This window comes from Nocardiopsis sp. B62, from assembly GCF_018070675.1.
Lineage (GTDB): Bacteria > Actinomycetota > Actinomycetes > Streptosporangiales > Streptosporangiaceae > Nocardiopsis > Nocardiopsis prasina.
Genome location: NZ_JAGPXK010000026.1, coordinates 29,288 through 53,943, shown reverse-complemented (window position 1 = coordinate 53,943; position 24,656 = coordinate 29,288). Strand labels below are relative to the sequence as shown.

General features: G+C 70.5%; 24 protein-coding genes. 16 read left to right on the top strand and 8 right to left on the bottom strand.

Annotated elements, in window-relative coordinates; all coding sequences use genetic code 11:
* The first annotated feature begins 33 nt into the window (after positions 1–33).
* The 6 genes from KBX21_RS22015 (at position 34) to KBX21_RS21990 (ending at position 5,501) form a co-directional block, all read left to right on the top strand.
* Positions 34–762, top strand: a complete 729-nt coding sequence (locus KBX21_RS22015) for a YggS family pyridoxal phosphate-dependent enzyme (RefSeq protein ID WP_210843425.1) — start codon at positions 34–36, stop codon at positions 760–762.
* 140 nt (positions 763–902) lie between these two features.
* Positions 903–1,430, top strand: coding sequence for a cell division protein SepF (locus KBX21_RS22010; protein ID WP_210843423.1), 528 nt, complete (start codon positions 903–905; stop codon positions 1,428–1,430).
* Positions 1,431–1,469: 39 nt separating this feature from the next.
* Positions 1,470–1,769, top strand: coding sequence for a YggT family protein (locus KBX21_RS22005; RefSeq protein ID WP_049571482.1), 300 nt, complete (start codon positions 1,470–1,472; stop codon positions 1,767–1,769).
* 127 nt (positions 1,770–1,896) lie between these two features.
* A complete protein-coding gene (locus tag KBX21_RS22000; RefSeq protein ID WP_049571480.1) occupies positions 1,897–2,796 on the top strand; it encodes a DivIVA domain-containing protein in 900 nt (299 codons plus the stop codon).
* Positions 2,797–2,866: 70 nt separating this feature from the next.
* Positions 2,867–4,186, top strand: coding sequence for a hypothetical protein (locus KBX21_RS21995; protein ID WP_210843421.1), 1,320 nt, complete (start codon positions 2,867–2,869; stop codon positions 4,184–4,186).
* 73 nt (positions 4,187–4,259) lie between these two features.
* A complete protein-coding gene (locus KBX21_RS21990; RefSeq protein ID WP_247666143.1) occupies positions 4,260–5,501 on the top strand; it encodes an IS30 family transposase in 1,242 nt (413 codons plus the stop codon).
* Positions 5,502–5,577: 76 nt separating this feature from the next.
* On the opposite strand, the gene ileS is transcribed toward KBX21_RS21990, so the two are convergent.
* Positions 5,578–8,778 carry an isoleucine--tRNA ligase gene (gene ileS, locus KBX21_RS21985; RefSeq protein ID WP_210843436.1) on the bottom strand — a complete coding sequence of 1,067 codons (3,201 nt, stop codon included), beginning with the start codon at positions 8,776–8,778 and terminating at the stop codon, positions 5,578–5,580.
* 366 nt (positions 8,779–9,144) lie between these two features.
* Between ileS and KBX21_RS21980 the strand changes: the two genes are divergently transcribed.
* The 4 genes from KBX21_RS21980 to KBX21_RS21965 all read left to right on the top strand — a co-directional run bounded on the left by KBX21_RS21980 (position 9,145) and on the right by KBX21_RS21965 (position 11,512).
* The gene (locus tag KBX21_RS21980; protein WP_049571474.1) at positions 9,145–9,405 is read left to right on the top strand and encodes a hypothetical protein; all 261 of its coding nucleotides are present in this window, start codon (positions 9,145–9,147) and stop codon (positions 9,403–9,405) included.
* A 165-nt stretch (positions 9,406–9,570) separates the two neighbouring features.
* Positions 9,571–9,981: a TraR/DksA C4-type zinc finger protein gene (locus KBX21_RS21975; protein WP_049571471.1), complete on the top strand. Its 411-nt coding sequence runs from the start codon at positions 9,571–9,573 to the stop codon at positions 9,979–9,981.
* Between the two features lie 29 nt (positions 9,982–10,010).
* Positions 10,011–10,589, top strand: coding sequence for a signal peptidase II (gene lspA, locus KBX21_RS21970; RefSeq protein ID WP_049571469.1), 579 nt, complete (start codon positions 10,011–10,013; stop codon positions 10,587–10,589).
* A complete protein-coding gene (locus KBX21_RS21965) occupies positions 10,586–11,512 on the top strand; it encodes an RluA family pseudouridine synthase (RefSeq protein ID WP_049571464.1) in 927 nt (308 codons plus the stop codon). Before lspA ends, KBX21_RS21965 begins: the two co-directional genes overlap by 4 nt.
* Here the strand turns inward: KBX21_RS21965 and KBX21_RS21960 are convergent.
* Positions 11,509–12,522 carry a DMT family transporter gene (locus tag KBX21_RS21960; RefSeq protein WP_210843419.1) on the bottom strand — a complete coding sequence of 338 codons (1,014 nt, stop codon included), beginning with the start codon at positions 12,520–12,522 and terminating at the stop codon, positions 11,509–11,511. The two genes, KBX21_RS21965 and KBX21_RS21960, sit on opposite strands and share 4 nt — an antisense overlap.
* Before the next feature lie 73 nt (positions 12,523–12,595).
* Between KBX21_RS21960 and KBX21_RS21955 the strand changes: the two genes are divergently transcribed.
* Complete coding sequence (locus KBX21_RS21955) at positions 12,596–13,501, top strand: LysR family transcriptional regulator (protein ID WP_049571460.1); 906 nt, start codon at positions 12,596–12,598, stop codon at positions 13,499–13,501.
* Between the two features lie 509 nt (positions 13,502–14,010).
* Here the strand turns inward: KBX21_RS21955 and KBX21_RS21950 are convergent.
* On the bottom strand, positions 14,011–15,693 hold the full coding sequence (locus KBX21_RS21950) for a thiamine pyrophosphate-dependent enzyme (protein WP_049571457.1): 1,683 nt from the start codon (positions 15,691–15,693) through the stop codon (positions 14,011–14,013).
* A 193-nt stretch (positions 15,694–15,886) separates the two neighbouring features.
* A complete protein-coding gene (locus KBX21_RS21945) occupies positions 15,887–16,852 on the bottom strand; it encodes a LysR family transcriptional regulator (protein WP_049571454.1) in 966 nt (321 codons plus the stop codon).
* 86 nt (positions 16,853–16,938) lie between these two features.
* On the opposite strand from KBX21_RS21945, the gene tdh reads away from it, so the two are divergent.
* Both tdh and KBX21_RS21935 read left to right on the top strand, forming a co-directional pair.
* Positions 16,939–18,015, top strand: coding sequence for an L-threonine 3-dehydrogenase (gene tdh, locus KBX21_RS21940; protein WP_210843417.1), 1,077 nt, complete (start codon positions 16,939–16,941; stop codon positions 18,013–18,015).
* 9 nt (positions 18,016–18,024) lie between these two features.
* On the top strand, positions 18,025–19,221 hold the full coding sequence (locus KBX21_RS21935) for a glycine C-acetyltransferase (protein ID WP_210843415.1): 1,197 nt from the start codon (positions 18,025–18,027) through the stop codon (positions 19,219–19,221).
* 52 nt (positions 19,222–19,273) lie between these two features.
* Here the strand turns inward: KBX21_RS21935 and KBX21_RS21930 are convergent, their stop codons facing one another.
* The 3 genes from KBX21_RS21930 to KBX21_RS21920 all read right to left on the bottom strand — a co-directional run bounded on the left by KBX21_RS21930 (position 19,274) and on the right by KBX21_RS21920 (position 21,256).
* Positions 19,274–19,588 carry an AzlD domain-containing protein gene (locus tag KBX21_RS21930; RefSeq protein WP_017544516.1) on the bottom strand — a complete coding sequence of 105 codons (315 nt, stop codon included), beginning with the start codon at positions 19,586–19,588 and terminating at the stop codon, positions 19,274–19,276.
* Positions 19,585–20,328, bottom strand: a complete 744-nt coding sequence (locus KBX21_RS21925) for an AzlC family ABC transporter permease (RefSeq protein ID WP_210843413.1) — start codon at positions 20,326–20,328, stop codon at positions 19,585–19,587. Before KBX21_RS21925 ends, KBX21_RS21930 begins: the two co-directional genes overlap by 4 nt.
* Before the next feature lie 73 nt (positions 20,329–20,401).
* Complete coding sequence (locus KBX21_RS21920) at positions 20,402–21,256, bottom strand: AraC family transcriptional regulator (RefSeq protein WP_210843403.1); 855 nt, start codon at positions 21,254–21,256, stop codon at positions 20,402–20,404.
* Between the two features lie 175 nt (positions 21,257–21,431).
* Between KBX21_RS21920 and KBX21_RS21915 the strand changes: the two genes are divergently transcribed.
* From KBX21_RS21915 to KBX21_RS21905, 3 genes are all read left to right on the top strand, one after another.
* Positions 21,432–21,869, top strand: a complete 438-nt coding sequence (locus KBX21_RS21915; protein ID WP_210843401.1) for a GNAT family N-acetyltransferase — start codon at positions 21,432–21,434, stop codon at positions 21,867–21,869.
* A 157-nt stretch (positions 21,870–22,026) separates the two neighbouring features.
* Positions 22,027–22,689, top strand: a complete 663-nt coding sequence (locus KBX21_RS21910; protein ID WP_049571441.1) for a PaaI family thioesterase — start codon at positions 22,027–22,029, stop codon at positions 22,687–22,689.
* 254 nt (positions 22,690–22,943) lie between these two features.
* Positions 22,944–23,270 carry a chorismate mutase gene (locus KBX21_RS21905; protein ID WP_210843400.1) on the top strand — a complete coding sequence of 109 codons (327 nt, stop codon included), beginning with the start codon at positions 22,944–22,946 and terminating at the stop codon, positions 23,268–23,270.
* Between the two features lie 41 nt (positions 23,271–23,311).
* Here the strand turns inward: KBX21_RS21905 and KBX21_RS21900 are convergent, their stop codons facing one another.
* Positions 23,312–24,574, bottom strand: coding sequence for an endonuclease/exonuclease/phosphatase family protein (locus tag KBX21_RS21900; protein ID WP_307869249.1), 1,263 nt, complete (start codon positions 24,572–24,574; stop codon positions 23,312–23,314).
* Positions 24,575–24,656 lie beyond the last annotated feature (82 nt).

The window sequence follows — 24,656 nt, the reverse complement described above, 5'->3', positions numbered from 1 at the left end:
CCGCCCCTCCTACCCCAGAAGGAACGAACGACCGTGTCACAGACCGACCCCGAGCGCACCGAGCAGATCCGCGCCAACCTCACGGCCGCGCGGGCCAGGATCGAGGCGGCCTGCCACCGGGCCGACCGCGATCCCTCGGAGGTGTCGCTGATCGGCGTGACCAAGACCTATCCGGCCAGTGATGTGCGTATTCTCGCCTCGCTCGGTGTCACGGACGTCGGTGAGAACCGCGACCAGGAGGCCGCTCCCAAAGCGGCGGAGACCGCTGATCTCGACCTGACCTGGCACTTCGTCGGACAGCTCCAGAGCAACAAGGCTCGCTCCGTGGCGTCCTACGCCGACGTCGTGCACTCCGTGGACCGGGCGAAGCTGGCCCGCGCGCTGGGGGACCGGGCCGCGGCGGCCGAACGGAGACTGACCTGTCTGGTCCAGATCAACCTGGACTCCGACTCGCGGGCCGGGGTCCTCGGCCCGCGCGGCGGAGTCGATCCCGCCGACGCGCCCGCCCTCGCGGAGAGCATCGACGGGCACGAGGCGCTCACCCTCGGGGGAGTGATGGCGGTGGCACCGCTCGGCGGTGACCCCGACGCGGCCTTCGCCGTCCTCAACGAGGTGGCGGGGCGGATTCGGGATCGCTACCCTCAGGCGACGGTGATCTCCGCCGGGATGAGCGGGGACCTGGAGGCCGCGATCGGAAGAGGCGCGACACACCTGCGGCTCGGCACGGCGTTGCTTGGCGCTCGGGGACCGATCGTGGGGTAATGTCCCCACATAGACCTTGGGGCCCGTCTGTGGCGTTCGCCCGAATGGACGAACACCCCGCTGAGGCGGGGCGCAGGGGCTGGAAACGACGGAGGAGTCGGCTGCGGTGAGAACGCCGCGGGGACGACGGAGGACATGAGATGGCCGGCGCGATGCGCAAGATGGCGGTCTACCTCGGCCTCGTGGAGGACGACCGTTACGATCACCGCTATGCGGACGAATATGATGAGTTCGACGATTTCGACGAGGGCGTGGAGGAGCAGCGTGACCGCGACGCCGCCACTCCGCGAGGCGAGGAAACACGAGGCGAAGCTGTGACGGACACCGGCGACTACCTGGGAACGGGTGAACGGCGCGGTGGAACGACCACGACAGCCTCAACAGCCGACCTCGCTCGGATCACCACGCTCCATCCACGCACCTACAACGAGGCGCGTACGATCGGAGAGCACTTCCGGGAAGGTACACCGGTGATCATGAACCTGACCGAGATGGTCGACAGCGACGCCAAGCGTCTGGTCGACTTCGCGGCTGGTCTGATCTTCGGTCTCCATGGCAGTATCGAACGCGTGACGAACAAGGTGTTCCTGCTGTCCCCGGCCAACGTCGAGGTGACCGCCGAAGACAAGGCGCGGATCGCCGAGCGAGGGTTCTTCAATCAGAGCTAGATCATCACATTTGTCCAGAGATTGGGTCGGGGAACGACCGTGAGTATGGTCCTGTACGTGCTGCTGCTTCTGCTTCAGCTGTTTGTCTTCGTGCTGATAGCGCGGGTGGTGTTGGAGATGGTGATGTCCTTCTCCAGGACTTGGCGGCCGACCGGGTTCGTGCTCGTGCTCGCCGAGATCGTCTACACGATCACCGACCCGCCACTGAGGTTCCTACGCAGGTTCATCAAGCCGGTCCGGCTGGGAAGCGTCGCACTCGACCTGAGTGTGCTGATTCTCTTCTTCGCCGTGATCATCCTTCAGAGCGTTCTGAGGGGCCTGATGGTCAACCTGTCGTAGGGGTTGGAGGGCGGAAATGGCCGCCCTGGATTCCGATATGTGGTCTTGGTCATGATCTGGATTGCCGTAAGGTCACGATCAGGTAGCGTCCCTACGGACAGACTCCAAGCGCGCCAAGGAGACGAACATGCCGCTGACACCCGCTGATGTGCGGAACAAGCAGTTCAGTACCACCCGGCTCCGGCCGGGGTACGACGAAGAAGAGGTCGACGCCTTTCTCGACGAGGTCGAGTCCGAGCTGGACCGCCTCATCCAGGAGAACGAGGAACTGCGCGGCAAGCTGGCCGAGTGCCTGAGGGGCAAGGTCCCCAACGCCGGTATGCAGGACTTCCAGCAGCAGGAGCAGGCTCCCGAGGCCCCGCAGCAGCAGATGGAGCAGATGCGCCCGGAGCCCGTCCAGGCGCAGCAGCCCGTCGAGCCGCAGCCCCAGGCGCCCGCGCCGCAGCCGCAGATGGGCATGACCGGCGCCAACCTGGCCATGGGCGGCGAGGAGAACATGGACACGGCAGCCCGCGTCCTGGCCCTCGCGCAGCAGACCGCCGACCAGGCGATCTCCGACGCCCGCCGTGAGGCGGACGAGACCCTGGGCCGTGCCCGCCACGAGTCCGAGGACATCCTCGGCAAGGCGCGCCGTCAGGCCGACCAGATCATCGGCGAGGCCCGGGCCCGCTCCGAGAACCTCGACCGTGACGCCCAGGAGCGCCACCGTCAGGTCATGGGCAGCCTGGTCCAGCAGCGCGAGGAGCTCGAGCACAAGGTCAACGTGCTCAAGGACTTCGAGCGCGAGTACCGCAGCCGCCTGAAGGACTACTTCGAGCGTCAGCTGCGCGAACTCAACGAGGAGGGCAAGTCCATCGAGCCCAACCCGAACACCACGGGTGGGTTCCAGACGATGGCCCCCCAGTCCGGTGGGACCCCCGCGCTCCAGCAGCACGGCCCCGGCCCCGGCGGTAACCCGTTCGGTCAGCCCGAGCCCGCCCAGCACGGTGGTTTCCACCCGGGTGAGGCCCCGCACGAGCGTCGCTGACCTGTCAGCGGATGCGGCTCCGAACAACTGAAAACTCCGGCTCCACACGTGTAAAGGCCCTGGTCGACCCGTGATCCTTAGCCTCCTCGCCACCGTGGCGGTACTGGCGGCCCTTGTCGTCATCGCGGCCGCCCTGGTGCTCGCCGAGCCCACCCTGGTGTACTTCGCCCTGGGACTCGGCGGGTTGAGCGTCCTTCTTCTGTTGGGCGCGCTCATCCATGGACGGTTCGGCGGGAGCAGTTCGGACACGGCGCGGACGGACGGTTTGGGGAAGTCGTCCGTCCCCGTGGTGGCCGCCGATTCGGCGGTCGGCGCGGTACCGGGCACACAGTGGGAACCGGAGTACTCCGGGCGCGTACCCGCACCGGCTGAGCAGCCGGTGCGGGAATCCGCCGTTACGGAGCCCCCCGTGTCCACGGGGCACGCGCTCGGTGAGTCGCGTGTCGCGGCCGCCGAGGAGAACGAAGAGGAAGCGGAGTTCGAGGTTCCCCGCTGGCAGACCCCCACCATGGGGAGTTGGCCCGAACCGGTCGTCGAGCCGGAAGCCGGGCCGAAGCCGGAAGAGCACTCCGAGAAGGCCGAGACCGTCCCAGAACCCGACGGATCGGAAGAACCCCCGCGGGTCGAGGAGACCCCCGAGAGGGAGGCACCCCCCGAGGCCGCGCCGGACCCGATCGAGGTCGAGGACGCGTGGGAGCCCGTGGCCGCCGTGGCGCAGACCGAACCGGTGAGGGAACCGGAAACGTCCGCCATCGAACCCGAGAGGGCGCAAGAGCAGACCTCCGTCGAGGAGTCCCCCGCCGAAGAGACCACCGCGGATGCCGCGTCGCTCCCCGAGAGCGATGACGAGGCGCACGCGCAGCAGCCCGTCCAGGAGGATCGGGCGCCCGGGGAACACGGCCCCGAGGACCTGGAATCGTCCGAGGCCCCGGACCACTCCGAGGACGTGGAAGCGTCCCTGGCCTATGCGGCCCTCCTCGACACACGTGACGACGACCCCGAGGAAACCGAGCTCCGCCAGGTTTCCGAGCAGGTCGAGCCTGAGCAGGACCCCCAGATTGTGGAGGCCGAGACCGAGCAGGACACCCGGACTGTGGAGGCCGGGTCCGAGCAGGAACCCCAGATCGTGGAGGCCGGGTCCGAGCAGGACACCCGGACTGTGGAGGCCGGGTCCGAGCAGGAACCCCAGATCGTGGAGGCCGAGAGCTCCCAGGAGGCCCTGGAGGCGCACGCGGCTCCGGAGAGCGCCCGCGAGGACGAACCCGTCCACGAGGAGCCCGAGGACGCCTCGGCCCAGGAGACCGACACACCCGAAGGCCCCGAGGAACCGCAGGACCGGGTGGAGGACTCCGGACGCACCAGGGAACCGGACTCCTCCCTCTCCGCCTGACCCCGGAACACGAAAGGGCCCCGCTCACCTTGAGTTCTAGTGGTCGTTGCAACACCCCACTTGACGGGGTGCGATGGACGACTTCGAGATCCGACAGAACCGGGACCCTCAGGGACCCAAGAAGCTCCAAGCTGAACGGGCGACCTATCTTGCTCTGGTGGCTCAAGGAGTAAGTACGACACAGGCGTGCCGGATCGTCGGCGTGAACCGCAAGACGGGACACCGCTGGCGATTCGGCCGCCCCACCCGAACCAAAGACGGGCAGGAACGCTCTCTTGCCCCTGCCCGCCCCACTGCTGAGCCGACCTCTTTCGGCCGTTACCTGACCGTCGACGAGCGCATCCAGATCGCAGACCTGCACCGTGAAGGTCTGGGTGTACGAGCCATCGCCGCTGAGCTGGGCCGATCCCCTTCCACGATCAGCCGGGAACTACGCCGCAACGCCACCGTGGACCCGCGCGGAAAAGTCCACTACCGCCCCCACGCCGCCCAAACCCGCGCCGAAGCCCGCAGGCCCAGGCCCAAACCCTCCACGTTCGCCCTGAACCCCGAGCTGCGTGCTGTGGTCCAGGAACTGCTCAACGACAAGTGGAGCCCAGAACAGATCAGCCGTAGGCTCAAACGGGACTTCCCCGAGCGGCCGGAGCTGCACGTGTGCCACGAGACGATCTACCAAGCGCTCTACGTCCAAGGTCGTGGGGAACTGCGCCGGGAGCTGGCTGCCGCGCTGCGCTCGGGGCGTGCCCGGCGCAAGCCCCGCCGCCAGGCCCAGCAACGCCGGGAGCGCTTCGCTCATCCGATGGTGATGATCAGCGAACGCCCGCCCGAGGTCGCTGATCGGGCGGTGCCCGGCCACTGGGAAGGGGACTTGATCATCGGAGCAGGTGGCACTTCGGCCATCGGCACTCTGGTGGAGCGCTCGACCCGGTACACGATGCTTCTGCACCTGGGCCAGGGGCGCAGCGCCGATCAGGTCCAAGAAGCGTTGACCTCAACGGTGGTGACCCTGCCCCGCCATCTGGCGCGTTCGGTGACCTGGGACCAGGGCTCGGAGTTGGGCCGCCACCACGAGTTCACCGTGGCCACCGACATCCCGGTTTACTTTTGCGACCCGGCCAGCCCTTGGCAGCGGGGTTCGAACGAGAACACCAACGGCCTGCTCAGGCAGTACTTCCCCAAGGGCACTGACCTGTCGGTGCACTCGCGTGAGCACCTGGAAGCAGTCGCTGTCCAGCTCAACGGGCGCCCACGCAAAACGCTCGGCTGGGATACCCCAGCCGAGCGCCTCGCTAAGCTGCTCCAAGCGAGCAACTGACCTTCTGTGTTGCGACGACCCCTAGAATCCGCACACTATTGCGAGCGGGGCCCTTCGACATTGTCGCGATACGGCGTCAGGCGCGGCGGAAGGCGAAGACCACGTCGAACTCATCCGACTCCGCCGAGTGCGGAGCGTCCTCGGCCACACCGGCCACGAATGCGTCGGCGAGCACCTCACCGGCGATGGTCCGACCGTGCTCGGTCAGCGCCTCACGGATCGCGTCGTCGCCGGTGGTCCACCACACGTGGATCCGGTCCGACACGTCCAGACCGCTGTTCTTGCGGGCCTCCTGGAGCATCCGGACCATCTCGCGGGCCAGACCGGCACGCCGCAGCTCCGGAGTCAGCTCCAGGTCCAGAGCCACGGTCTCACCGGCCTCGGAGGCCACCGCCCAGCCCTCGCGGGGCTGTTCGGTCACCAGTACCTCGTCGGCGCTGACCTCGACCGGCTCGTCCTCGACCCGCACCTGCGCCCAACCGGTGTCACGGACCTGCGCGACCAGGGCGGCCGGGTCGGCGGCCTGGATGGCCTTGGCCACCAGCGGCGTGCGCTTGGCGAACCGCTTGCCCAGAGCACGGAAGTTCGGCTTGACCACGTAGTCAACGAGGTCACCGCCGACCGAGGACAGTGCGTCCAGACCGGCCACGTTGAGCTCCTCGGCCACCTGGCCACGCAACTGGTCCGGCAGGTCGGCGAAGCCCGGGGCGCCCACCAGGGCGCGGGCCAGCGGCTGACGGGTGCGCATGGCCGAGTCGACCCGCGCGGACCGGCCCAGCTCCACCAGACGGCGGGTGAGCGCCATGTTCTTCGACAGCTCGGTGTCGATCAGCTCCTCGTTCACCCGGGGCCACGACGCCAGGTGCACCGAGTCGGCGGCTTCCGGGCGGCGCAGCGCCGACCACACGTGCTCGGTCAGGAACGGGACGATCGGCGCCATCAGCAGCGTAACGGTCTCCAGTGCCTCGAACAGCGTCGCGAAGGCGGCCGAGCCCTCAGGGGTGTCGGCACCGCCCCAGAACCGGCGCCGGGAACGGCGCACGTACCAGTTGGAGACGTCGTCCACGAACGCGGTCAGGCGGCGCCCGGCTCCGGTCGTGTCGAACTCCTCCATCGCCTTGGTGACGTCCCGCACGACCTCGTTCAGCTCCGAGAGCAGCCAGCGGTCGAGCACCGGGCGGTCCTGCGGAGCGGGCGCGTCGGCCAGCTTCGAGTGGTCCCAGCCGTTCCCGGCGTTGGCGTACAGGGTGAGGAACGACGTGGTGCTGTAGTACGTCAGCAGCACCTTGCGGACGATCTCCTCCAGGGCGGCGTGGCCGACCCGCCGGGCGGTCCACGGTGAGCCGCTGGCCAGCATGAACCAGCGCAGGGCGTCGGCGCCGTGGCGGTCCATCACCGGGATGGGCTGCATGACGTTGCCCAGGTGCTTGCTCATCTTGCGGCCGTCCTCGGCGAGGATGTGGCCGAGCACGACCACGTTCTCGAACGAGTTGCGGCCGAACACCAGGGTGCTCACCGCGAGCAGCGAGTAGAACCAGCCGCGGGTCTGGTCGATGGCCTCGGAGATGTACTGCGCGGGGAAGTTCTCCTCGAACGTCTCCTTGTTCTGGTGCGGTGCGCCCCACTGGGCGAACGGCATGGAACCGGAGTCGAACCAGGCGTCGATGACCTCGGGCACGCGGCGGGCCACCCGCTGGTCCTCGGGCAGGGACGGGTCGGCGCCGGGGTCGGGGATGACGATGTCGTCGACGAACGGGCGGTGCGGGTCCAGGTTGGACAGATCCTGGCCGCTGAGCTCGCTCAGCTCCTCCAGGGAGCCCACGCAGATCCGGCGGCCGTCGGGGAACTCCCAGATCGGCAGCGGGGTGCCCCAGTAGCGGTTGCGGGACAGCGCCCAGTCGACGTTGCCGCGCAGCCACTCGCCGAAGCGGCCCTCCTTGACGTTCTCCGGCACCCAGTTGGTGACGTCGTTCTGTGCGAGGAGTTCGTCCTTGACGGCGGTGGTGCGGATGTACCAGGACGGGACCGCGTAGTAGAGCAGCGCGGTGTGGCAGCGCCAGCAGTGCGGGTAGGAGTGCTCGTAGTTCAGGTGGCGGAAGAGCAGGCCGCGATCCTTGAGGTCGCGGACCAGCGTCTTGTCGGCCTCCTTGAAGAACACCCCGCCCACCAAGGGGAGTTCGGCCTCGAAGGTGCCGTCCGGGCGGACCGGGTTGACCACGGGCAGGCCGTAGGAGCGGCAGACCAGCATGTCGTCGGCGCCGAAGGCGGGGGACTGGTGGACCAGACCCGTGCCGTCCTCGACGGTGACGTAGTCGGCGAGCACCACGTAGTGCGCGGGCTCGTCGAAGGGCACGAGGTCGAAGGGGCGCTGGTAGGTCCACCGCTCCATCTCGTCGCCCTCGTAGCTCTCGCCGGTGAGCTCCCAGCCCTCACCGAGGACCTTCCCGAACAGCGGTTCGGCGACCACGAGCCGCTCGTCGCCGTTGGTGGCCACCACGTACCGGACGTCCGGGTGCACGGCCACGGCGGTGTTGGACACCAGGGTCCACGGGGTGGTCGTCCACACCAGCAGTGAGGTGGGGTGCTCGGGAGCGGCCAGCGGCCCCGAGGTGATGGGGAAGCGCACGTACACCGACGGGTCGGTGACGGTCTCGTAGCCCTGGGCCAGCTCGTGGTCGGAGAGCGTGGTGCCGCAGCGGGGGCAGTAGGGGCTGATCCGGTAGTCGCGGACCAGCAGGCCCTTGTCCCAGATCTGCTTGAGCGCCCACCACACCGACTCCACGTACTGCGGGTCCATGGTGCGGTAGGCGTCGTCCATGTTCACCCAGTAGCCCATGCGCTCGGTCATGGCGGTGAACGCGTCCACGTTGCGCAGGACCGACTCGCGGCAGCGCTCGTTGAACTCGGCGATGCCGAAGGCCTCGATGTCCTTCTTGCCGCTGAGTCCGAGTTCCTTCTCCACGGCGACCTCGACGGGCAGGCCGTGGCAGTCCCAGCCGGCCTTGCGGTCGACGTGGTAGCCGCGCATGGTGCGGAACCGCGGGAAGACGTCCTTGAAGGCGCGGGCCTCGACGTGGTGCACGCCGGGCTGGCCGTTCGCGGTGGGCGGGCCCTCGTAGAACACCCAGTTCTCGTTGCCGCGCGTCTGTTCGAGGGAGCGCTGGAAGACGTTCTCCTTCGACCAGCGGCCGAGGATCTCGCGCTCCGTCGCGGGCAGGTCGATCTGGGCGGGCAGCTGGGGCAGCGCGCGGGATTCGGGCCGGGGGTCGTCGGTCACCGTCGTACCTTTCTCCATCAGGGGTGTTCCTGACGGAGGGACGAGGCCGGGCCCCGCGGTACCACCCTCCTTGGAGCCGCGTCCGGGTCCGCTGGGCGGATCGGTGGCGGGTCCCACTTCGTTGGGTTCGTGCCGGTTCTACTGGGGTGCGCGCGGTGCGCGCGACCTTTTCTTCCGACGGCTCCGGGGTGATCTTCGCGCTGGTCGTTGCCCCCGGGCTCGCACCGTCCCCGGGTCGCTTGGGCGGTCCAGCCCCCTCTAGGCTGTGTCCGTCCGGTCGGGGCCAGCGTTACTCGTCCCCATCGACACGACTTCAGGATAACGCAGTGCGGCCAGGCGCGCCGCGCTTTAGTTGGGGGTGCGGCCATGGCGGAGCGGACACGGGGCGCGGTGCTGGTGACCCTGGCCGACCGCGAGGACGCGGAGGAGCTCGCCGAGCAGCTCCAGGAGCAGGGTTACGAACCGTGCAGGGTGTACCGGGACATGCTCGCGGGGGAGGACGACGCCGAGGACGTCGACTGGGTGATCGAGGTGCTGACCGGACCGCACGGCGGCTCGGCGGTGTTCGACGAACCCCACCTGCGGCTGCTCGCCGAGGACTACGGCGGCTACGCCGTGGCGGAGTGACACCTGGGGAGTGGGCTCCCGCCTCCATCCGCACCGCACCGCCGGGATCGTTGCCTTGGACCGGTGGATTGCCTAGGCTCACGGCACCACTCACGGCCGTTCCGAAGGGGAGACCCCCCAGTTCAGGAGGGGTGCGGGGCCGTGGGTACGCGGAGGGGGAGTGCGATGAAGGCCACCGAGGCGGCGGCGCTGCCGGTGCGACCGGGCGAGGAGCCCTGGACGTCGGAGGAGCTCGCTCAGGTCCGGAAGCAGCTGGAGGGCGAGATCGCGGCCCAGCGGGCGGAACTCAGGGAGGGCGAGGAGGCGCTCGCCGAGCGGCTCACCGATCCGGTCGAGGGTGCGGGCGACGACCCCGCGGACGCCGGAGCCAAGACCTTCCAGCGCGAACACGATCTGGCGTTGGCCTACAATACTCGTGACCTGCTCGCCAAGAGCGAGCGGGCGATCGAACGGATGGACGCGGGGACCTACGGGGTCTGTGAGTCATGCGGCCAGGCGATCGGGAAGGCACGTCTACAGGCCTTTCCACGCGCCACCCTGTGCGTCAACTGCAAACAGCGCGAGGAGCGTCGCTGACTGAGGTAGAGCCCTCCGGGGACAGCAACATGACCACGACCGACAACACCGTCGCCCGGCCGCGCAGGTACGTACTCCTGTTGTTGGTCGCGCTGACCGCGATCGTCGCTGACTTCGTCACCAAGGAGTGGGTGCTCGCCACCTTCTCCCAGGGCGAGCGCCTCGACGTCCTCGGCAGCTTCGTCCAGTTCACCCTGGTCTACAACACCGGTGCCGCGTTCTCGCTCGGCACCGGTTACACCTGGGTGTTCACCGCCATCGCCACCATCGTGGTCCTCGCGATCGCGTGGATCGGCTGGCGCGTGCGCAGCCTGTGGTGGGGCGCGACCCTCGGACTGATGATGGGCGGCGCCGCCGGGAACCTCGTCGACCGCTACTTCCGTGGCGAGACACCCGGAACGGGCGCGGTCGTCGACTTCATCAGCGTCGGGAGCTTCCCGGTGTTCAACCTGGCCGACTCCTGCGTGGTGGTCGGGGCCTGCCTGGTGGTGGCGCTCACGTTCAAGGGGCTCAACCTGGACGGCACGAGGGCCGAGGACGAGGCCGCCGAGCCGGACGAGGGCACCCAGAAGGACCGCGACGACAACGACGAAGGGAAGGGCGCATGAGCGACATGAGAAGCCTGCCCGTCCCTGACGGACTGGAGGGGGACCGGCTCGACTCCGCCATCGCGCGGATGTTCGGGCTGTCCCGCACCCGCGCGGCCGAGATCATCGGTGACGGCGGGGTCCTCCTCGACGGCTCCGAGGCGGGCAAGTCCGACCGGGTGAGTGCCGGTGCCTGGCTGGAGGTCACCCTCCCGCCGCCGCCCACCGCCCCGGTACCCCGGGCCGAGGCGGTCCCCGGTATGCGGATCGTGCATGAGGACACCGACATCATCGTGGTGGACAAGCCGGTCGGCGTGGTCGCGCACCCCACGGTCGGCTGGACCGGCCCGAGCGTGCTGGAGGGCCTGTTGGCCTCGGGCGTGCAGCTGGCCACCAGCGGCGCGGCCGAGCGCCAGGGCATCGTGCACCGGCTGGACGCCAACACCACCGGCCTGATGGTCGTGGCCAAGAGCGAGACCGCCTACAGCGTGCTCAAGCGGGCGTTCAAGGAGCGCACCGTGGACAAGCGGTACCACACGCTGGTCCAGGGCCACCCTGACCCGCTGCGCGGCACCGTCGACGCCCCGATCGACCGTCACCCGGCCGGTGACGGCCGTTGGGCCGTGGTCGCTGGAGGCCGCCCCTCGGTGACGCACTATGACACCCAGGAGGCCTTCCGGGCCGCCAGCCTGTTGGAGATCAAGCTGGAGACGGGCCGCACCCACCAGATCCGGGTGCACATGTCCGCGCTGCGCCACCCCTGTGTGGGCGACTACCTCTACGGCGCCGACCCGACCCTCGCCGAGCGGCTGGGGGTCAGGCGCCAGTGGCTGCACGCGGTGCGACTGGGCTTCGACCACCCCACCGAGCACCGCCCGGTGGAGTTCTCCAGCCCCTACCCCGACGACCTGCGCGCCGCCGTGGAGCTGCTCCGCGAGGACTAGCGCGCGCCACTCCCCTCCTGGCCTCCTCCGCCGTCCTGCCCCACCGGGGCCGGGCGGCGGACGTGCAGGACGCGCTGGCACAGCGCCGCTCCCAGGATGATCACGAGTGCCCCCACCGGCTGGTTCCAGGTCAGGGTCTCGCCGAGCAGGACGACACCGGCGGTGACGGCGACCACCGGGACGACGTAGGTGACGGTGGTGGCCACGGTGGCGCCCGCGGCCCGGACGATGGCGTAGTTGAGGATGTAGGCGAACCCGGTGCCGAACACGCCCAGAGCGGTCACGGCGAGGGCGACCCGCCAGGTCAGCTCGGTGGGGGCCTCGGTGAGCAGCGGGGTCAGCACCAGCAGGGGCAGGGTGCCGAGCAGCATCTGGAGGGAGCTCAGCTCCAGCGCGGTGTGCGGGCTTCCCGCCACGAACCGGCGCAGGTAGGGGGTCCCGATCCCGTAGCAGACGGTGGCTCCCACCACCAGGAGCATGCCGAGCAGCGCGTCGTCGTCGGAGACGTTCACCTGGCCGAGCGAGTTCCAGACGCCGAAGACGGTGAGGACCCCCAGGAAGCCGATGCCCAGGCCGAGGAGGCGGGTGCGGTCGGGTCGTTCGTCGCTCAGGATCAGCATGGCGAACACCACGGCGAACAGCGGGGTGGAGGCGTTGACGATCCCCATCAGGGCGGACGGGATGAGCTTCCCGGCGTAGCCGAACAGGGTGAACGGGATGGTGTTCAGCAGCAGGGCGGCCACGAACATGTGGCCCCAGAGCCGTGGTGAGGACGGCAGGCGCCCCCGGCTCAGGACGAGGACGGCGAGCAGGGCCAGGGCACCGGTCCCCATGCGCCCGAGGGCGAGCTGGAGCGGCGCGAGGACCTCCGCGCCGATCCGGATCAGGACGAAGCTCATGCCCCAGATGAGCGCGAGCAGCACGAACTTGGCGCGCCAGCTCAGGAGCGGGGCGCCGCGCGGTGCGACGACCGGCGGGGAGGAGGCGACGGTGCCGGGAAGAGTGGACATGGGATGTTTCTATCTGTGCACGATCCCTTAGGTCTACTTCGTATTTCTAAACTCGTGCCTTAGCGTTGCTTACATGCTCAGTGTCGACCGGCTCCGGGTCCTGCACGCCATCGCCGCCCACGGGTCCCTCAGCGCGGCCTCCCAGGCCCTCCACGTCACCAACTCCGCCGTCTCCCAGCAGTTGACCAAACTCGAACGCGAGGTCGGCCAACCACTGGTCGAGCGCAACGGGCGGGGGGTGCGCCTCACGGACGCCGCCGAACTCCTGGTGGAGCACACCTCCCGCATCCTGTCCCTGGTCCACCGCGCCGAGGCGGATCTGGAGGCCCACCGGGGCGAGGTCACCGGGCATCTGCGCCTGTCCGCCACCCCCACGGCGGTGCGGGGACTGCTGCCCGCCGCCCTGCCCGCCCTGCGCGAGGCCCACCCCGGACTACGGGTCGAACTCCACGAGGACGAGCCCCAGGAGAGCGTCCCGGCGATGGCGCGCGCCGACGCCGACCTCGCCCTGGTCGTGGACTGGATGGGAGCACCCCTCCAACTGCCCCAGGGGATGACCCGTGCCTCTCTCATGGAGGACGTCGGCGACATCGCGTTGCCCTCGGACCACCCGCTGGCCCACCGGGAGATCCTGGAGCTGGACGAGATCCTGGACCTGCCGTGGATCAGCTGGACCAAGGGGTCCATCTGCGACGACTGGCTGCACGACATCATCCGGGGCCGAGGGGCCGAACCCCACATCATCCACTCGGTGGAGGAGCACCAGACCAAGCTGGCCCTCATCGCGGCCGGGATCGGGGCCGCCGTGATGCCGCGACTGGGCCGGGGACCCCTGCCCGAGGGCGTGACGGTGGTCCCCGTGCAGCCCGCGATGGTCCGCCAGGTCTACGTGTTCTGGCGCACCGACGCCTCCCGGCGCCCGGCCATCAGGGCCGTGGTCAGAGCCCTGCGCGAGGCGGCCGCCGCCTACACGGAGTGATCCGGCGCGCGGGCCGTTCGACGGTTCCTCTGTTCTTTCGAGCGGGAAGGGATTTCTGTCGGAGGTCCGCCCCGGCGGTGTCGCCGAGACGGTGCCCTTACCCAAGTTGGCCGTCCCACCCGGCCCCAGGCGTGGCGTGGGGAGCCCATGGTTCGAGCTCCGTGCCCCGGGAGCATCCCTGGCGACGAACCCCAGGTGGAGCGGAGCGAACTCTGAGCCCCGAGACCTGAGGGGTGGACCCCGAGCAGAGGGCCCTGGGTGGCGGGCCTTGGGCGCGAACCCCGGATTCCGGGCGTCGAGCAGAGCCCCGAACACCAGTGACGGGCCCTCAGGTCTGAGCCGCGAGGGCTGGGTGGCGCGGGTGGCAGACGGTGAAGCTGAGTCCCGAGCTGCGCGCGGTGATCCCCGGCGCCTGGGCTCGAGTTGGTCGGCTGGGGCGGAGAGAGCCGGTGCGCGCACGGACCCGACCGCCGGGCGGGGCGAACCGATCGGGCCGCCCCGCCCAACCCTCAGGCCTCGCCGAGCAGGTCCGCCATGGTGGCAGTCGGGCTGATCACCTCCGGATCGGTGCGCACGTCCACCAGGGTGGGCAGGTCCGCGCCCACCGCCTCGCTCAGGGCCTTCTCCAACTCCTCGCGGGTGTGCACGGTGGCGCCCCTGGCCCCCAGCGCCCTGGCGTACCCGGCCAGGTCCAGCGGTCCGCTGATCTGCGTCCCCGCGATCCTGCCCAGCTCGCGGGCCTGGTGCATGGCGATCGTGCCGTAGAGCCCGTTCTGGAACACCACCACCGTGATCGCCGCCCCGTGGCGCACCGCCGTCTCCAGCTCCTGCCCGGTCATCAGCGCGCCGCCGTCACCAGCCACCGCCACCACGGTCCGCTCCGGAGCGGCGAGCTTGGCGGCCACGGCGGCGGGCACCGCGTATCCCATGGCGCCGCTGGTCGGCGCCAACTGCGTGTCCGCGTGCCGGTACCACCAGCCCCGGTGCAGGAAGGACGCGAAGTTGCCCGCGTCGTTGGTGATCAGGGCGTCCTCGGGCAGGACCTCTCGCATCCCCGCGATCACCGACCACGGGTGCATACGGGGACCCCGGTGCCGCTCCGCCTCGGGCGGGACGGTGGCGCTCTCGACCCACAGCCGACGGGCCGCGCTCCAGTCCCGGTAGGCCACCGTCACCGGCGCCCCGGCCAGCGCGCGCAGCGCCTCGCCGGAGTCGGCCACAGCCCCGAGCCACACGTCCTTGGTTGCCCCCACCTGCGCGGGGTCGATGTCGATCTGCGCCACCCTGGTGCGGCCGTCCGACTCGGGCAGCCGGTACCCCTGGGTGGTCGTCTCGCTCATCCGGCAGCCGACCACCAGGACGGCGTCGGCGTCGGCCAGGGCGCCCAGAACCGCGCTCGGCGCGCCCAGCCCCAGGTGGCCCAGGTAGAGGGGGTGGTCGTTGGGGAAGACGTCCTGGCGTCGCCAGGCGGCGTACACCCCGGCGCTGTAGCGCTCGGCCACGCGCACGAGGTCCTCGCGCGCCGCCCGCGCACCGCCGCCCGCGACGATCACCGGGCGCACCGCACGGGCCAGCCACGCGGCCAGCTGATCGCGGTCCTCCTCGCCCAACGGCGGCCGGGGGATCAGCGGGGCGCGCGGTACGGGCGGGGCGCCGACCCGCTGCCCGAACAGGTCTCCGGGCACCGCGATGGCCACGGGCCCCGGCCTCCCGGTGGTGGCGATCCGGATCGCCCGCGCGGTCACCTCCGCCAGCCGGTCCGCCCGGTGCACGGTGGTGGACCACTTGGTGATGGGTGCGTAGAAGGCGGTGAGGTCCACCTCCTGGAAGGCCTCGCGGCCCAGGCGCTCGGTCTCCGCCTGTCCGAGGAACACGATCATCGGGGTGGAGTCCTGCATGGCGGTGTGCACGCCCACCGCGAGGTTGGCCGCGCCGGGGCCCCGGGTGGCGGCGGCCACGGCGGGCACACCGGTGAGCTTGGCCTCTGCCTCGGCCATGAAGGCGGCGCCGCCCTCGTGCCGGGTGGAGACCAGGGCCATCTCCGGGTGCTGGTCGATGGCGTCGGCCAGTTCGAGGAAGCTCTCACCGGGGACGGTGTAGCACCGTCTGATCCCGGCGGCGGCCAGGACCGAGACCGCCGCGTGCGCTGCGGTGTCGGTCGGGGGCTGGGGCCGTGGTGCGGCAGGGGCCATGGAGGCGGGTCCTTCCATCGTCGCAAGGTCCACTCAGCGCGCTCCGGGGGCGGGGGTGTGCCCCGGAACACATGCGGCTGACTCTGGCAGGCGGCTCAGGGCCGGTCAAGGCCGAGGGCCGCCGCCTGTGGACAACTCACCCCGAGCCGCCCCAAGCCGCCCGGAGTGGCGCCCGCCCACGTGGGCCGACCGGTCAGGCGGCCCCTCCGTCCTCGTGGTCGAGGGGCCGCGCCGCCGAGCGCCTCCTTCGTGGTTCGAGGGCCCGGGCGTGTTCGTGCAGCTCGCTGAGCACCGCGTGCACGAGGGGATGGCCTTCGGTGCCGCGGCGAACGGAGACGAACACGTGCCTTCTCGGCGGTCGTCCCCTCAGCGGCACGACGCTCACGCGCGGCAGGTCGATGGCGGCGATCGCCGACCTTGGGGCGAGGGCGATGCCGAGGCCCGCTCCGACCAGCGCGCTGACCGCACGGAAGTCGTTGGAGACCGACTCGACGCGTGGCTGGAAGCCCGCCTGCTGACACGCCAGGAGCGTGAGGTCGTGGATCGGGTTGCCCGGGAGCGGGGTGACCCACGCTTCACCGGCCAGACGCGACAGCGACAGGTGGGTGCTGGCGGCGAGTTCGCTGTCCGAGGGCACGAGCGCGTCCAACGGCTCCGAGTACAGACGTGCGTGACTGAACTCCTGGGCGGTCGAGACCGTGGCCTCCGGGTAGTCCACCGACACCGAGACGTCCACGTGGCCCTCGGCCAGGAGCCGTTGCGCGGCGGCGCCCTCCGCGTCGGTGACGTGCGCGCGCAGGTGCGGGGCCGAGGCCCGAAGCGCGCGGAGAGCGGGAGCCACGACCTCGATGATCGCGGACGGGAACGCGGCGATGCTCACGGTGCCGACCTCTCCGAGCGCCGACGCGGCCAGATCGGCCTCCGCCTGCTCGAGGATCGCGGACACCTGCACGGCGTATCCGGCGAGGACCGTCCCCGAGGAGGTCAGCCGGATGTTGCGTCCGTGGCGTTCGAAGAGGTCGAGCCCGACCTCGCGCTCCAGCGCCGACAACTGTTGCGACACCGCCGACGGTGACAGGTAGAGCGACCGGGCCGCGGCGGTGACGGTGCCGTGGAGCGCGACTGCCTGGAGAACGCGCAGGCGGCGCGGGTCGATCACACGATCTCCTTTGAAGGAAAGCTGGAAGGTTCTCTACAGGTCTTCGTGATGGACTTAATGATATCCAGTACGTGATGATCGGGGGAATGAAGGCTCTTTCGAAACTCCGCGGCGAGCCCGGGCTGATCCTGGCCGACGTCAAGAACCCCGAGATCGGTCGCGGCGAGGTGCTCATCAAGGTCCTGCGTACCGGAATCTGCGGTACCGACCTCCACATCAGAGCCTGGGATCACTGGGCCCGGTCCGTGATCGAGCCGCCGCTCGTCCTCGGACACGAGTTCGTCGGTGAGGTCGTCGACGTCGGCGGTGATGTCAGCGACGTGAAGATCGGCGACCTGGTGAGCGGCGAGGGCCACCTGGTGTGCGGCAAGTGCCGTAACTGCCGGGCCGGGCGCCGTCACCTGTGCATCCGCACGATCGGTCTGGGGGTGCACACGAACGGAGCGTTCGCCGACTACGTCGCCCTCCCTGAGTCGAACGTCTGGGTGCACCGCATCCCGATCGACCTCGACGTCGCCGCCATCTTCGACCCCTTCGGCAACGCCGTGCACACGGCGCTGTCGTTCCCCGTCATGAACGAGGACGTCCTGGTCACCGGGGCGGGACCGATCGGGATCATGGCCGCGGCGACCGCGCGCCACGCGGGTGCGCGCAGCGTCGTCGTGACCGACCTGAGCCCGTACAGACTCGGGTTGGCCCGGGACATGGGCGCGACGATCGCCGTGGACGTCTCACGGGAGGACCTGGCCGACGTCATGGCGGCGAACAACATGAAGGAGGGGTTCGACGTCGCGTTCGAGATGTCGGGCCAGCCCAGGGCCCTCGCCTCGGCGATCTCCAGCATGAGCCCCGGCGGCCGTATCGCCGTCCTCGGACTGCCGGCCGAAGACGTCTCCGTCGACCTCGCGACCGTGGTGACCCGGATGCTCACGGTCAAGGGGATCTACGGGCGGGAGATGTTCGACACCTGGTACGCGATGTCCGTGCTGCTCGAGAACGGCCTCGACATCAGTCCGATCATCACCCACCGGTTCGGCTACGAACAGCACGAGGAGGCCTTCGAGGTCGCCGCCTCGGGCGGGTGCGGAAAGGTCGTCATCGACTGGACCACGCCGATGGTCCCCCAGCCCGGACCGCTCACAACGACGACCAGCAACGAGTAGGAGACTGACGTGTACTCAGCGATGCGCGACCACCTCAAGAGTGAGATCGAGGGCATCAGGGAGGCGGGGCTGTTCAAGGACCAGCGGTTGATCAGCGGCCCCCAGTCCGCACGGATCAGCGTCGGTGACGACTCCGTCCTCAACTTCTGCTCGAACAACTACCTGGGCCTCGCCGACCACCCCGACCTGATCGACGCCGCCAAGCGCACGCTCGACGAATCGGGCTTCGGCATGGCCTCGGTGCGGTTCATCTGCGGCACACAGGACCTGCACGCGCGCCTGGAGCGACGCCTCTCGGAGTTCCTCCGGGTCGAGGACACCATCCTCTACAGCTCGTGCTTCGACGCGAACGCCGGAGTCTTCGAGACGCTCCTCACCGCCGAGGACGCGGTGATCTCCGACGAGCTGAACCACGCGAGCATCATCGACGGGATCCGGCTCAGCAAGGCGGGCAGGTACCGGTACAAGAACCGCGACATGGCCGATCTGGAGAAGCAGCTCGTCGCCGCCGCGAACGCCCGCCACCGGCTCATCGTGACGGACGGCGTGTTCTCGATGGACGGCTACCTCGCCCCGCTCGACGAGATCTGCGACCTGGCGGAGCGTTACGACGCGCTCGTCATGGTGGACGACTCCCACGCCGTCGGCTTCGTCGGACCGAACGGGCAGGGAACCCCGGAGCTGTTCGGCGTCCAGGACCGCGTGGACATCGTGACCGGAACGCTCGGCAAGGCACTCGGTGGAGCCAGCGGCGGATACGTGGCAGGGCACGCCGAGATCGTGGAGATCCTCCGGCAGCGGTCGCGGCCCTACCTCTTCTCGAACTCACTGGCCCCGATGATCGTCGGCGCCTCCCTGCGCGTGCTCGACATGCTCTCCGAGGCCGACGACCTCAGGATGAGGCTGAACCGGAACGCGGCACTGTTCCGGGAGTCGATCACCGCAGCGGGCTTCGACGTCCTGGACGGTGAACACGCGATCGTGCCGGTGATGATCGGGGACGCGGCCGAGGCGGCCCGGATGGCGTCGGCGCTCCTTGAGAAGGGCGTGTACGTGACGGCGTTCTCCTACCCCGTGGTTCCCATGGGGCGTGCGCGCATCCGGGTCCAGCTGTCGGCGGCTCACAGCGAGGACGACGTCCGCGCCGCGGTGGCCGCGTTCGCGCAGGTCAGGGACGAGCTCGGCGACTCCGGGACGACGGACTGAGGTTGAGGCGTTCCCGCCCCCGGAGATCGCACGGGCCCGGCCCGGCCGGACGCTAGGCGACTCCGAGGGCGCGCAGGGCGGCGGTGGTCCCGGCGGCGGCCACGACCACCACCAGGAACGGCGCGCGCAGCACCAGGGCGAGCGCGGCCGCTCCCAGCCCGGCCATGCGAGCGGTGTCCCAGTGCAGGCCCTGGCCGTCACCCAGGGCCTGCACGGCGATCAGCGCGGCCAGCAGCGCGAGGGGCACCGCCATGGCGAACCGTCGCAGCCACGGGTTGTCCAGCAGACGGCGCGGGGCCGCCAGCCCCGCGTACTTGAGCAGGTAGCACCCGGCGGCGGTGGCGACCAGCGCGATCCACATCGTCATGACCGCACCCCCTCGGCCCGGTCGGTCTCGTCGGCGCCCTCGGGCCGCCCTGTGGCCCCCGTGCGGTCGTCGGTGCCCACGAAGGCGAGCAGCCCGGCGGAGGCGGCCAGCAGCACCGGAACCCCCGGCGGCATGAGCGGGGTCGTGGCCAGCGCGAGCCCCGCGCCCAGCGCCGCGATCAGCCAGGTGCGCAGCCCGCCCTCGCGCAGTCGGGGCCACAGGAGCCCCAGGAAGATGGCCGGACCCACCGCGTCCAGGCCGAACGCGTCGATGTTGTCCACGCGGTCCGTGGCCAGCGCGCCCACCAGGGTCGTGGCCACCCAGAAGCCGCCCAGGACCAGGTACGTCGTCATGAACGCGGTACGGGCCGACTCCCGGTCCGGCTGGACCAGTGTCACCGCCGTGGTCTCGTCGATCACCCCGTGCGCCGCCAGCGCCCGGCGCACCCCCCGGTACCCCAGGACGTCCGCCAACCGCAGCCCGTACAGGGTGTTGCGGGCACCCAGCAGGAGGGCGCCCAGCGCCCCGGCGACGAGGTTGCCGCCGCCCGCAATCACCCCCACCAGCGCGAACTGGGAGGCGCCGGTGAACATGAACAGGCTCAGGAACACCGCTTGGGCGGGTGAGAGCCCGGCGGCCACGGCGGCGGTGCCGAAGGCCAGACCGGCGGCGCCGACGGCGACACCGATCCCCAGGCTGTCCCGCACCGCGGGAGATCGGAACACGGAGAAGGTCTTCACGTTCGCCCACGCTAGGCGGCTCCGCGTCCGGAAGTCTTGTACGTTCTTGCGCCCGCCGGGAACGGGCTGCGGGTCATGCGCGCAGGGCGCGCTGGTAGGCCACGGGCGGCACGCCGAGGTGGCGGCGGAAGTGCCGGGTCAGGTGGGACTGGTCGGAGAACCCCACCCGCGCGGCGACCTCGCTCGCCCGCCAACCCTGGAGGAGCAGGCCCCGCGCCCGGTCCACCCGCAGCTGGTTGAGGTAGGCGTGCGGGGGCAGTCCGTAGGCGGCCCGGAACGCCCTGGCCAGCGTGAACGGGCCGAGGCCCACGTGCGCGGCCAGCTCCTCCAGGGTCGGAGGGTCCACCAGCCGCTCCGTCAACAGCTCCCGCGCCAGCGCCACCTCGGGCCGCGCGGTGTGCGCCGCGACCCCGGCCCCGCGCTCGCGCCCGTGGGAGCGCAGCAGCATCGCGATGCCCTGACGGGCCAGCGACGACGCGGTGAGCCGTTCGCCCCGTTCGGCGGCCTGGTGCGCGCGCACCAGCACGCGGGAGACCTCGGGGGCGTCGATGCCGGAGTGGGTGAACCCCGGGGTACCGCGCATCCCCAGTTCACGGCCGATGTCCACCACCACCTCGGGCGCGGGGTAGAACACCCGGTACCTCCACCCCTCGGGGATCCCGGCGTGGCCGGTGTGTACCTCGTCCGGCCCGACCACGGCGAGCCCGCCAGGCCCCACCCGTGAGCTCCCGCCCGAGTGCGAGTACTCCTCGATCCCGGCGGTGATCATGCCGATGGTGTACGTGGAGTGCGTGTGCCTCGTGAAGGCGGTGGTGACGAACCGCGCGGTGAGGAGCTCGGTGTCGGGCAGCCCGGAGAAACGCCAGTACCGCGCGCGCTCCACGCGCGGGTCCTCGACGGTGGGGTGGACGTCACTGGGCAGTTCCATATGTCCAGGTTAGAACGGGTCGCGGGCTTTCGTGGGTGCCAGGGCGCGCGCGGGGCGGCGCCGGGCGGGGGCGCGGCCCCGAACGCTGGCGGGCCCGGAGCCCGAGGCCGCCGGAGGAGGGAAAGTGGCAGGCCCCGCGGGGTGCGGGGTGTTGGCGCGCGGATAGTCTGCGCCCATGAGCAAGCCACAGATTCGCCGGGTCGAGGGTGAGCGAGACCGCGCGGCCGTCTTCGTGATCCGGGGCGCCGTCTTCGTCGCCGAACAGCAGGTTCCCATCGAGGAGGAGTGGGACGAGCGCGACTCCACCGCCGCCTTCCTCCTCGCCCTCGTGGACGGCCACCCCGTGGGCACGGTCCGACTCGTGGACCAGGGCGACGGCGCCGGTCTCCTCGGCCGGATGGCCGTCCTGCCCGCCGGACGGGGGAGGGGTACGGGCGCCGCGCTGGTGCGCGCCGCCGAGGAACTGGCCCGGGAGATCGGTCTCGAACGGGTCGAGCTGCACGCGCAGACGCACGCGCTGGGCTTCTACGAGCGGTTGGGTTACACGGCCCATGGCGAGGAGTTCATGGACGCCGGGATCCCCCACCTGCACATGGAGCACAAGCTCGGCTGACCGGCGCTGACGAGCGCGCTCCCCGTCCGGTGTGACGGGGAGCGCACGCCCTCGGCCCGCCCCATCGGAGTACTACCGAGTAGGATTCGGTTTTGGCGTCGGCGCCCCCGAGCACGATCCGCCGACCGAGCACCAACACCGATCCGACGAGGAACACATGACGGTCAACACGCAGCCGGCCACCGAGAGCCCCGACGACCCGCGAGCCTACGGACTCCCGCTCGTCGACGCCCACTCGATCCCCGCCGAACTGCGCACGTTGGTCTCCCGCGTCCACGACCTCGTCGACGCCGTCGCCAACACCGAGGTCGACTCCGACACCCTGGCCGAGACCGCCGACGTCGTCGAGGGACTCACCGACCGCCTCAACGTCGCCCGCCGCGAGATCGGCACCATGGTCCGCCGTGAGCTCGGCGACGGCACCTCCGTGATCGGCACCATCACCAACATCGTCGAGGGCGAGACCAACCCGGCCGCCCCGCGCCTCTTCCTCGACCGCACGGCGGAGGGTCTGCGCGCCGAGGTCACCCTCAACACCGTCTACCAGGGCCCTCCCGGCCTGGTGCACGGCGGCTGGATCGCCGCCATGCTCGACCAGGCCGTCGGCAGCGTCTCCTCCGTCGAGACCAGCCCCGGACTGACAGCGCGCCTGGAGATCGACTACCGCCGCCCCACTCCGCTGTTCACCCCCCTGGAGATCACCTCCTGGGTGGAGCGGGTCGAGGGCCGCAAGGTCTTCGTGGCCGGTCGGATCCGGGCCCACGGTGAGGTCACCGCCGAGGCCAGCGCCCTCATGATCCGGGTCGAGGTCCCCGAGTGAAGCGCGCCGTGCGCTTCCTCGGTGTGTAGTAGCATCACCACCGTGACCCACCGCTATCACGTGTTTAGCCAGCCGACGCACCCGTCGGCCGCTTTCACGTAGGCGGAGACGGGAACGTCGGCAAAAGGAGCACTCGGGCATCGGCCCGGTGCTCTTTCGTCTTTCCGGGCGGCCGACGCCCCAGTCCACACTTCCCTGACGGGTCGTACGGCCGCGCCGCATCCGCGAACGCATCCACACCCGAGAGGGCCTCCGTGCACGACCGTCACAGTGAACCCGCGCCCGTCAGCGAGCAGATCCTGCGCCTGCGTGGCCGGATCGACCAGATGGACGCCGAGCTCGCCGCACTCCTCGAACGCCGCGCCCTCGTCGCCGCCCAGGTCCAGCGGCTCAAGCCGGTCGGCTACTTCGCCGGACGCGACATGGAACGCGAACGCCGCCTCGTCGAACGCATGGCCGAGCACGCGCCCCGCCTGGGCGCGGACCGGCTCGCTCCCATCATGGAGAGCGTCATCAGCGCGGGCCTGGCCGCGGCCCAGGAGGAGGCCGCGGCCAGGCCCGGCGCAGCCGGAGGCTCCTGACGGCCGAACCGGTGGCGGGCCCGGACCGCCACCACCACCGCTTACGGCCGCAGCAGGTCCACCCACACCAGGCGGTGGTCGGAGCTGGGGAACGGGTAGTCGCCCGTCAGACGGAACAGCGGGTCGTCCACGGTCGGCCAGAACACGCCCGAACCCCGGGCGGGCAGCGACCGCGACGGCAGGACGTAGTCCACCCGGAGGTTGCCCGGGCCGGGCACGTCGTTGAAGTCGGCGCTGTCCAGCTCCGGGTCGCCCTCGTGGTCGTCGTTCGCGCCGCCCTGGCGCTGGGCCGCACCGCGTCCGCCCTGGCTGGAGGGGCGCACGTCCACGATGTCGCGGTGCTCCAGCAGCTGTGCCACCGCCTCGGGGTGCCCGTCACCGTCGTTGGGGTCGGCGTTGAGGTCACCCGCGATCACGAACGGGGACCCGGGGGCGAGACCGCCCCGCACGCCCTCGTCGTCGTACACGTACGAACCCCCGCGCGGGGTCACGTAGTCGGCCCAGAACCTGATCTCGTCGTGGTTGCGCGCCACGTTGCGCCTCTCCGGGCCGTCGAAGGCCGGCGGTGTCGGGTGGCTGGCCAGCAGGTGCACCGGACGGCCGCGCCCGGTGTCGATCGGGACGTCCCAGTGGCTCTTGGAGGACAGCCGCAGCACCTCCAGGGCCTCCTCCGAGTAGTACGGCTCACCGGTCTCCGGATCGGTGGGCAGCAGGGCGCCGGGCATGTCAGCCCAACGGAAGTCCTGGAACGTGCGCACCTCGTCCGTGACGATCGGGTACATCGAGTACACGACCATCCCGTACTGGCCGGGGAAGAGGCCGTACCCGAAGGCGTCCTCGGCGTACTCGGCACTGCCCGGCTCGGTCACTGCCTCGCCGTCACCGTTGAGGTCCACACCCGAGGCGACACCCGTGTTGACCGGGGCGGTGTAGACGTACGGGTACTCGATCGGCTCGGCACCGGACTGGCCCACGGACAGGTAGTTGTCCTGGAAGAGCCGGGGACCCGTGCCCTCGTCGTCGTAGTCGAACTCGTTGACCAGCAGCACGTCGGGGCGCACGTGCTGGATGATCTCCGCCACGTTGCGCGCCTGCTCGCTGTCGGGGGTCGCCAGCTCCTCGACGAGGGCGCCCCGCTCACCGCGCTCCAAGGCTGTGTTGAAGGTGGCGAAGCGCACCTCGTGCGCCCCGGGCGGGGCGGGGACCGACGGCGACTCGGCCGCGGACGACGGCAGTGCGGTCAGCGCCGAGGCGGCCAGCACCAGAGTGGCGGTGGAGGCGATCCGGCGGGGCGTGGTGGTCACGGAAGAGGGTCCTCTCAGGGGAGCGGGGGCCGACCGCCGGAGGTTAACAGGGCCGCGTGTCCGAACGGTGTACCACCACAGT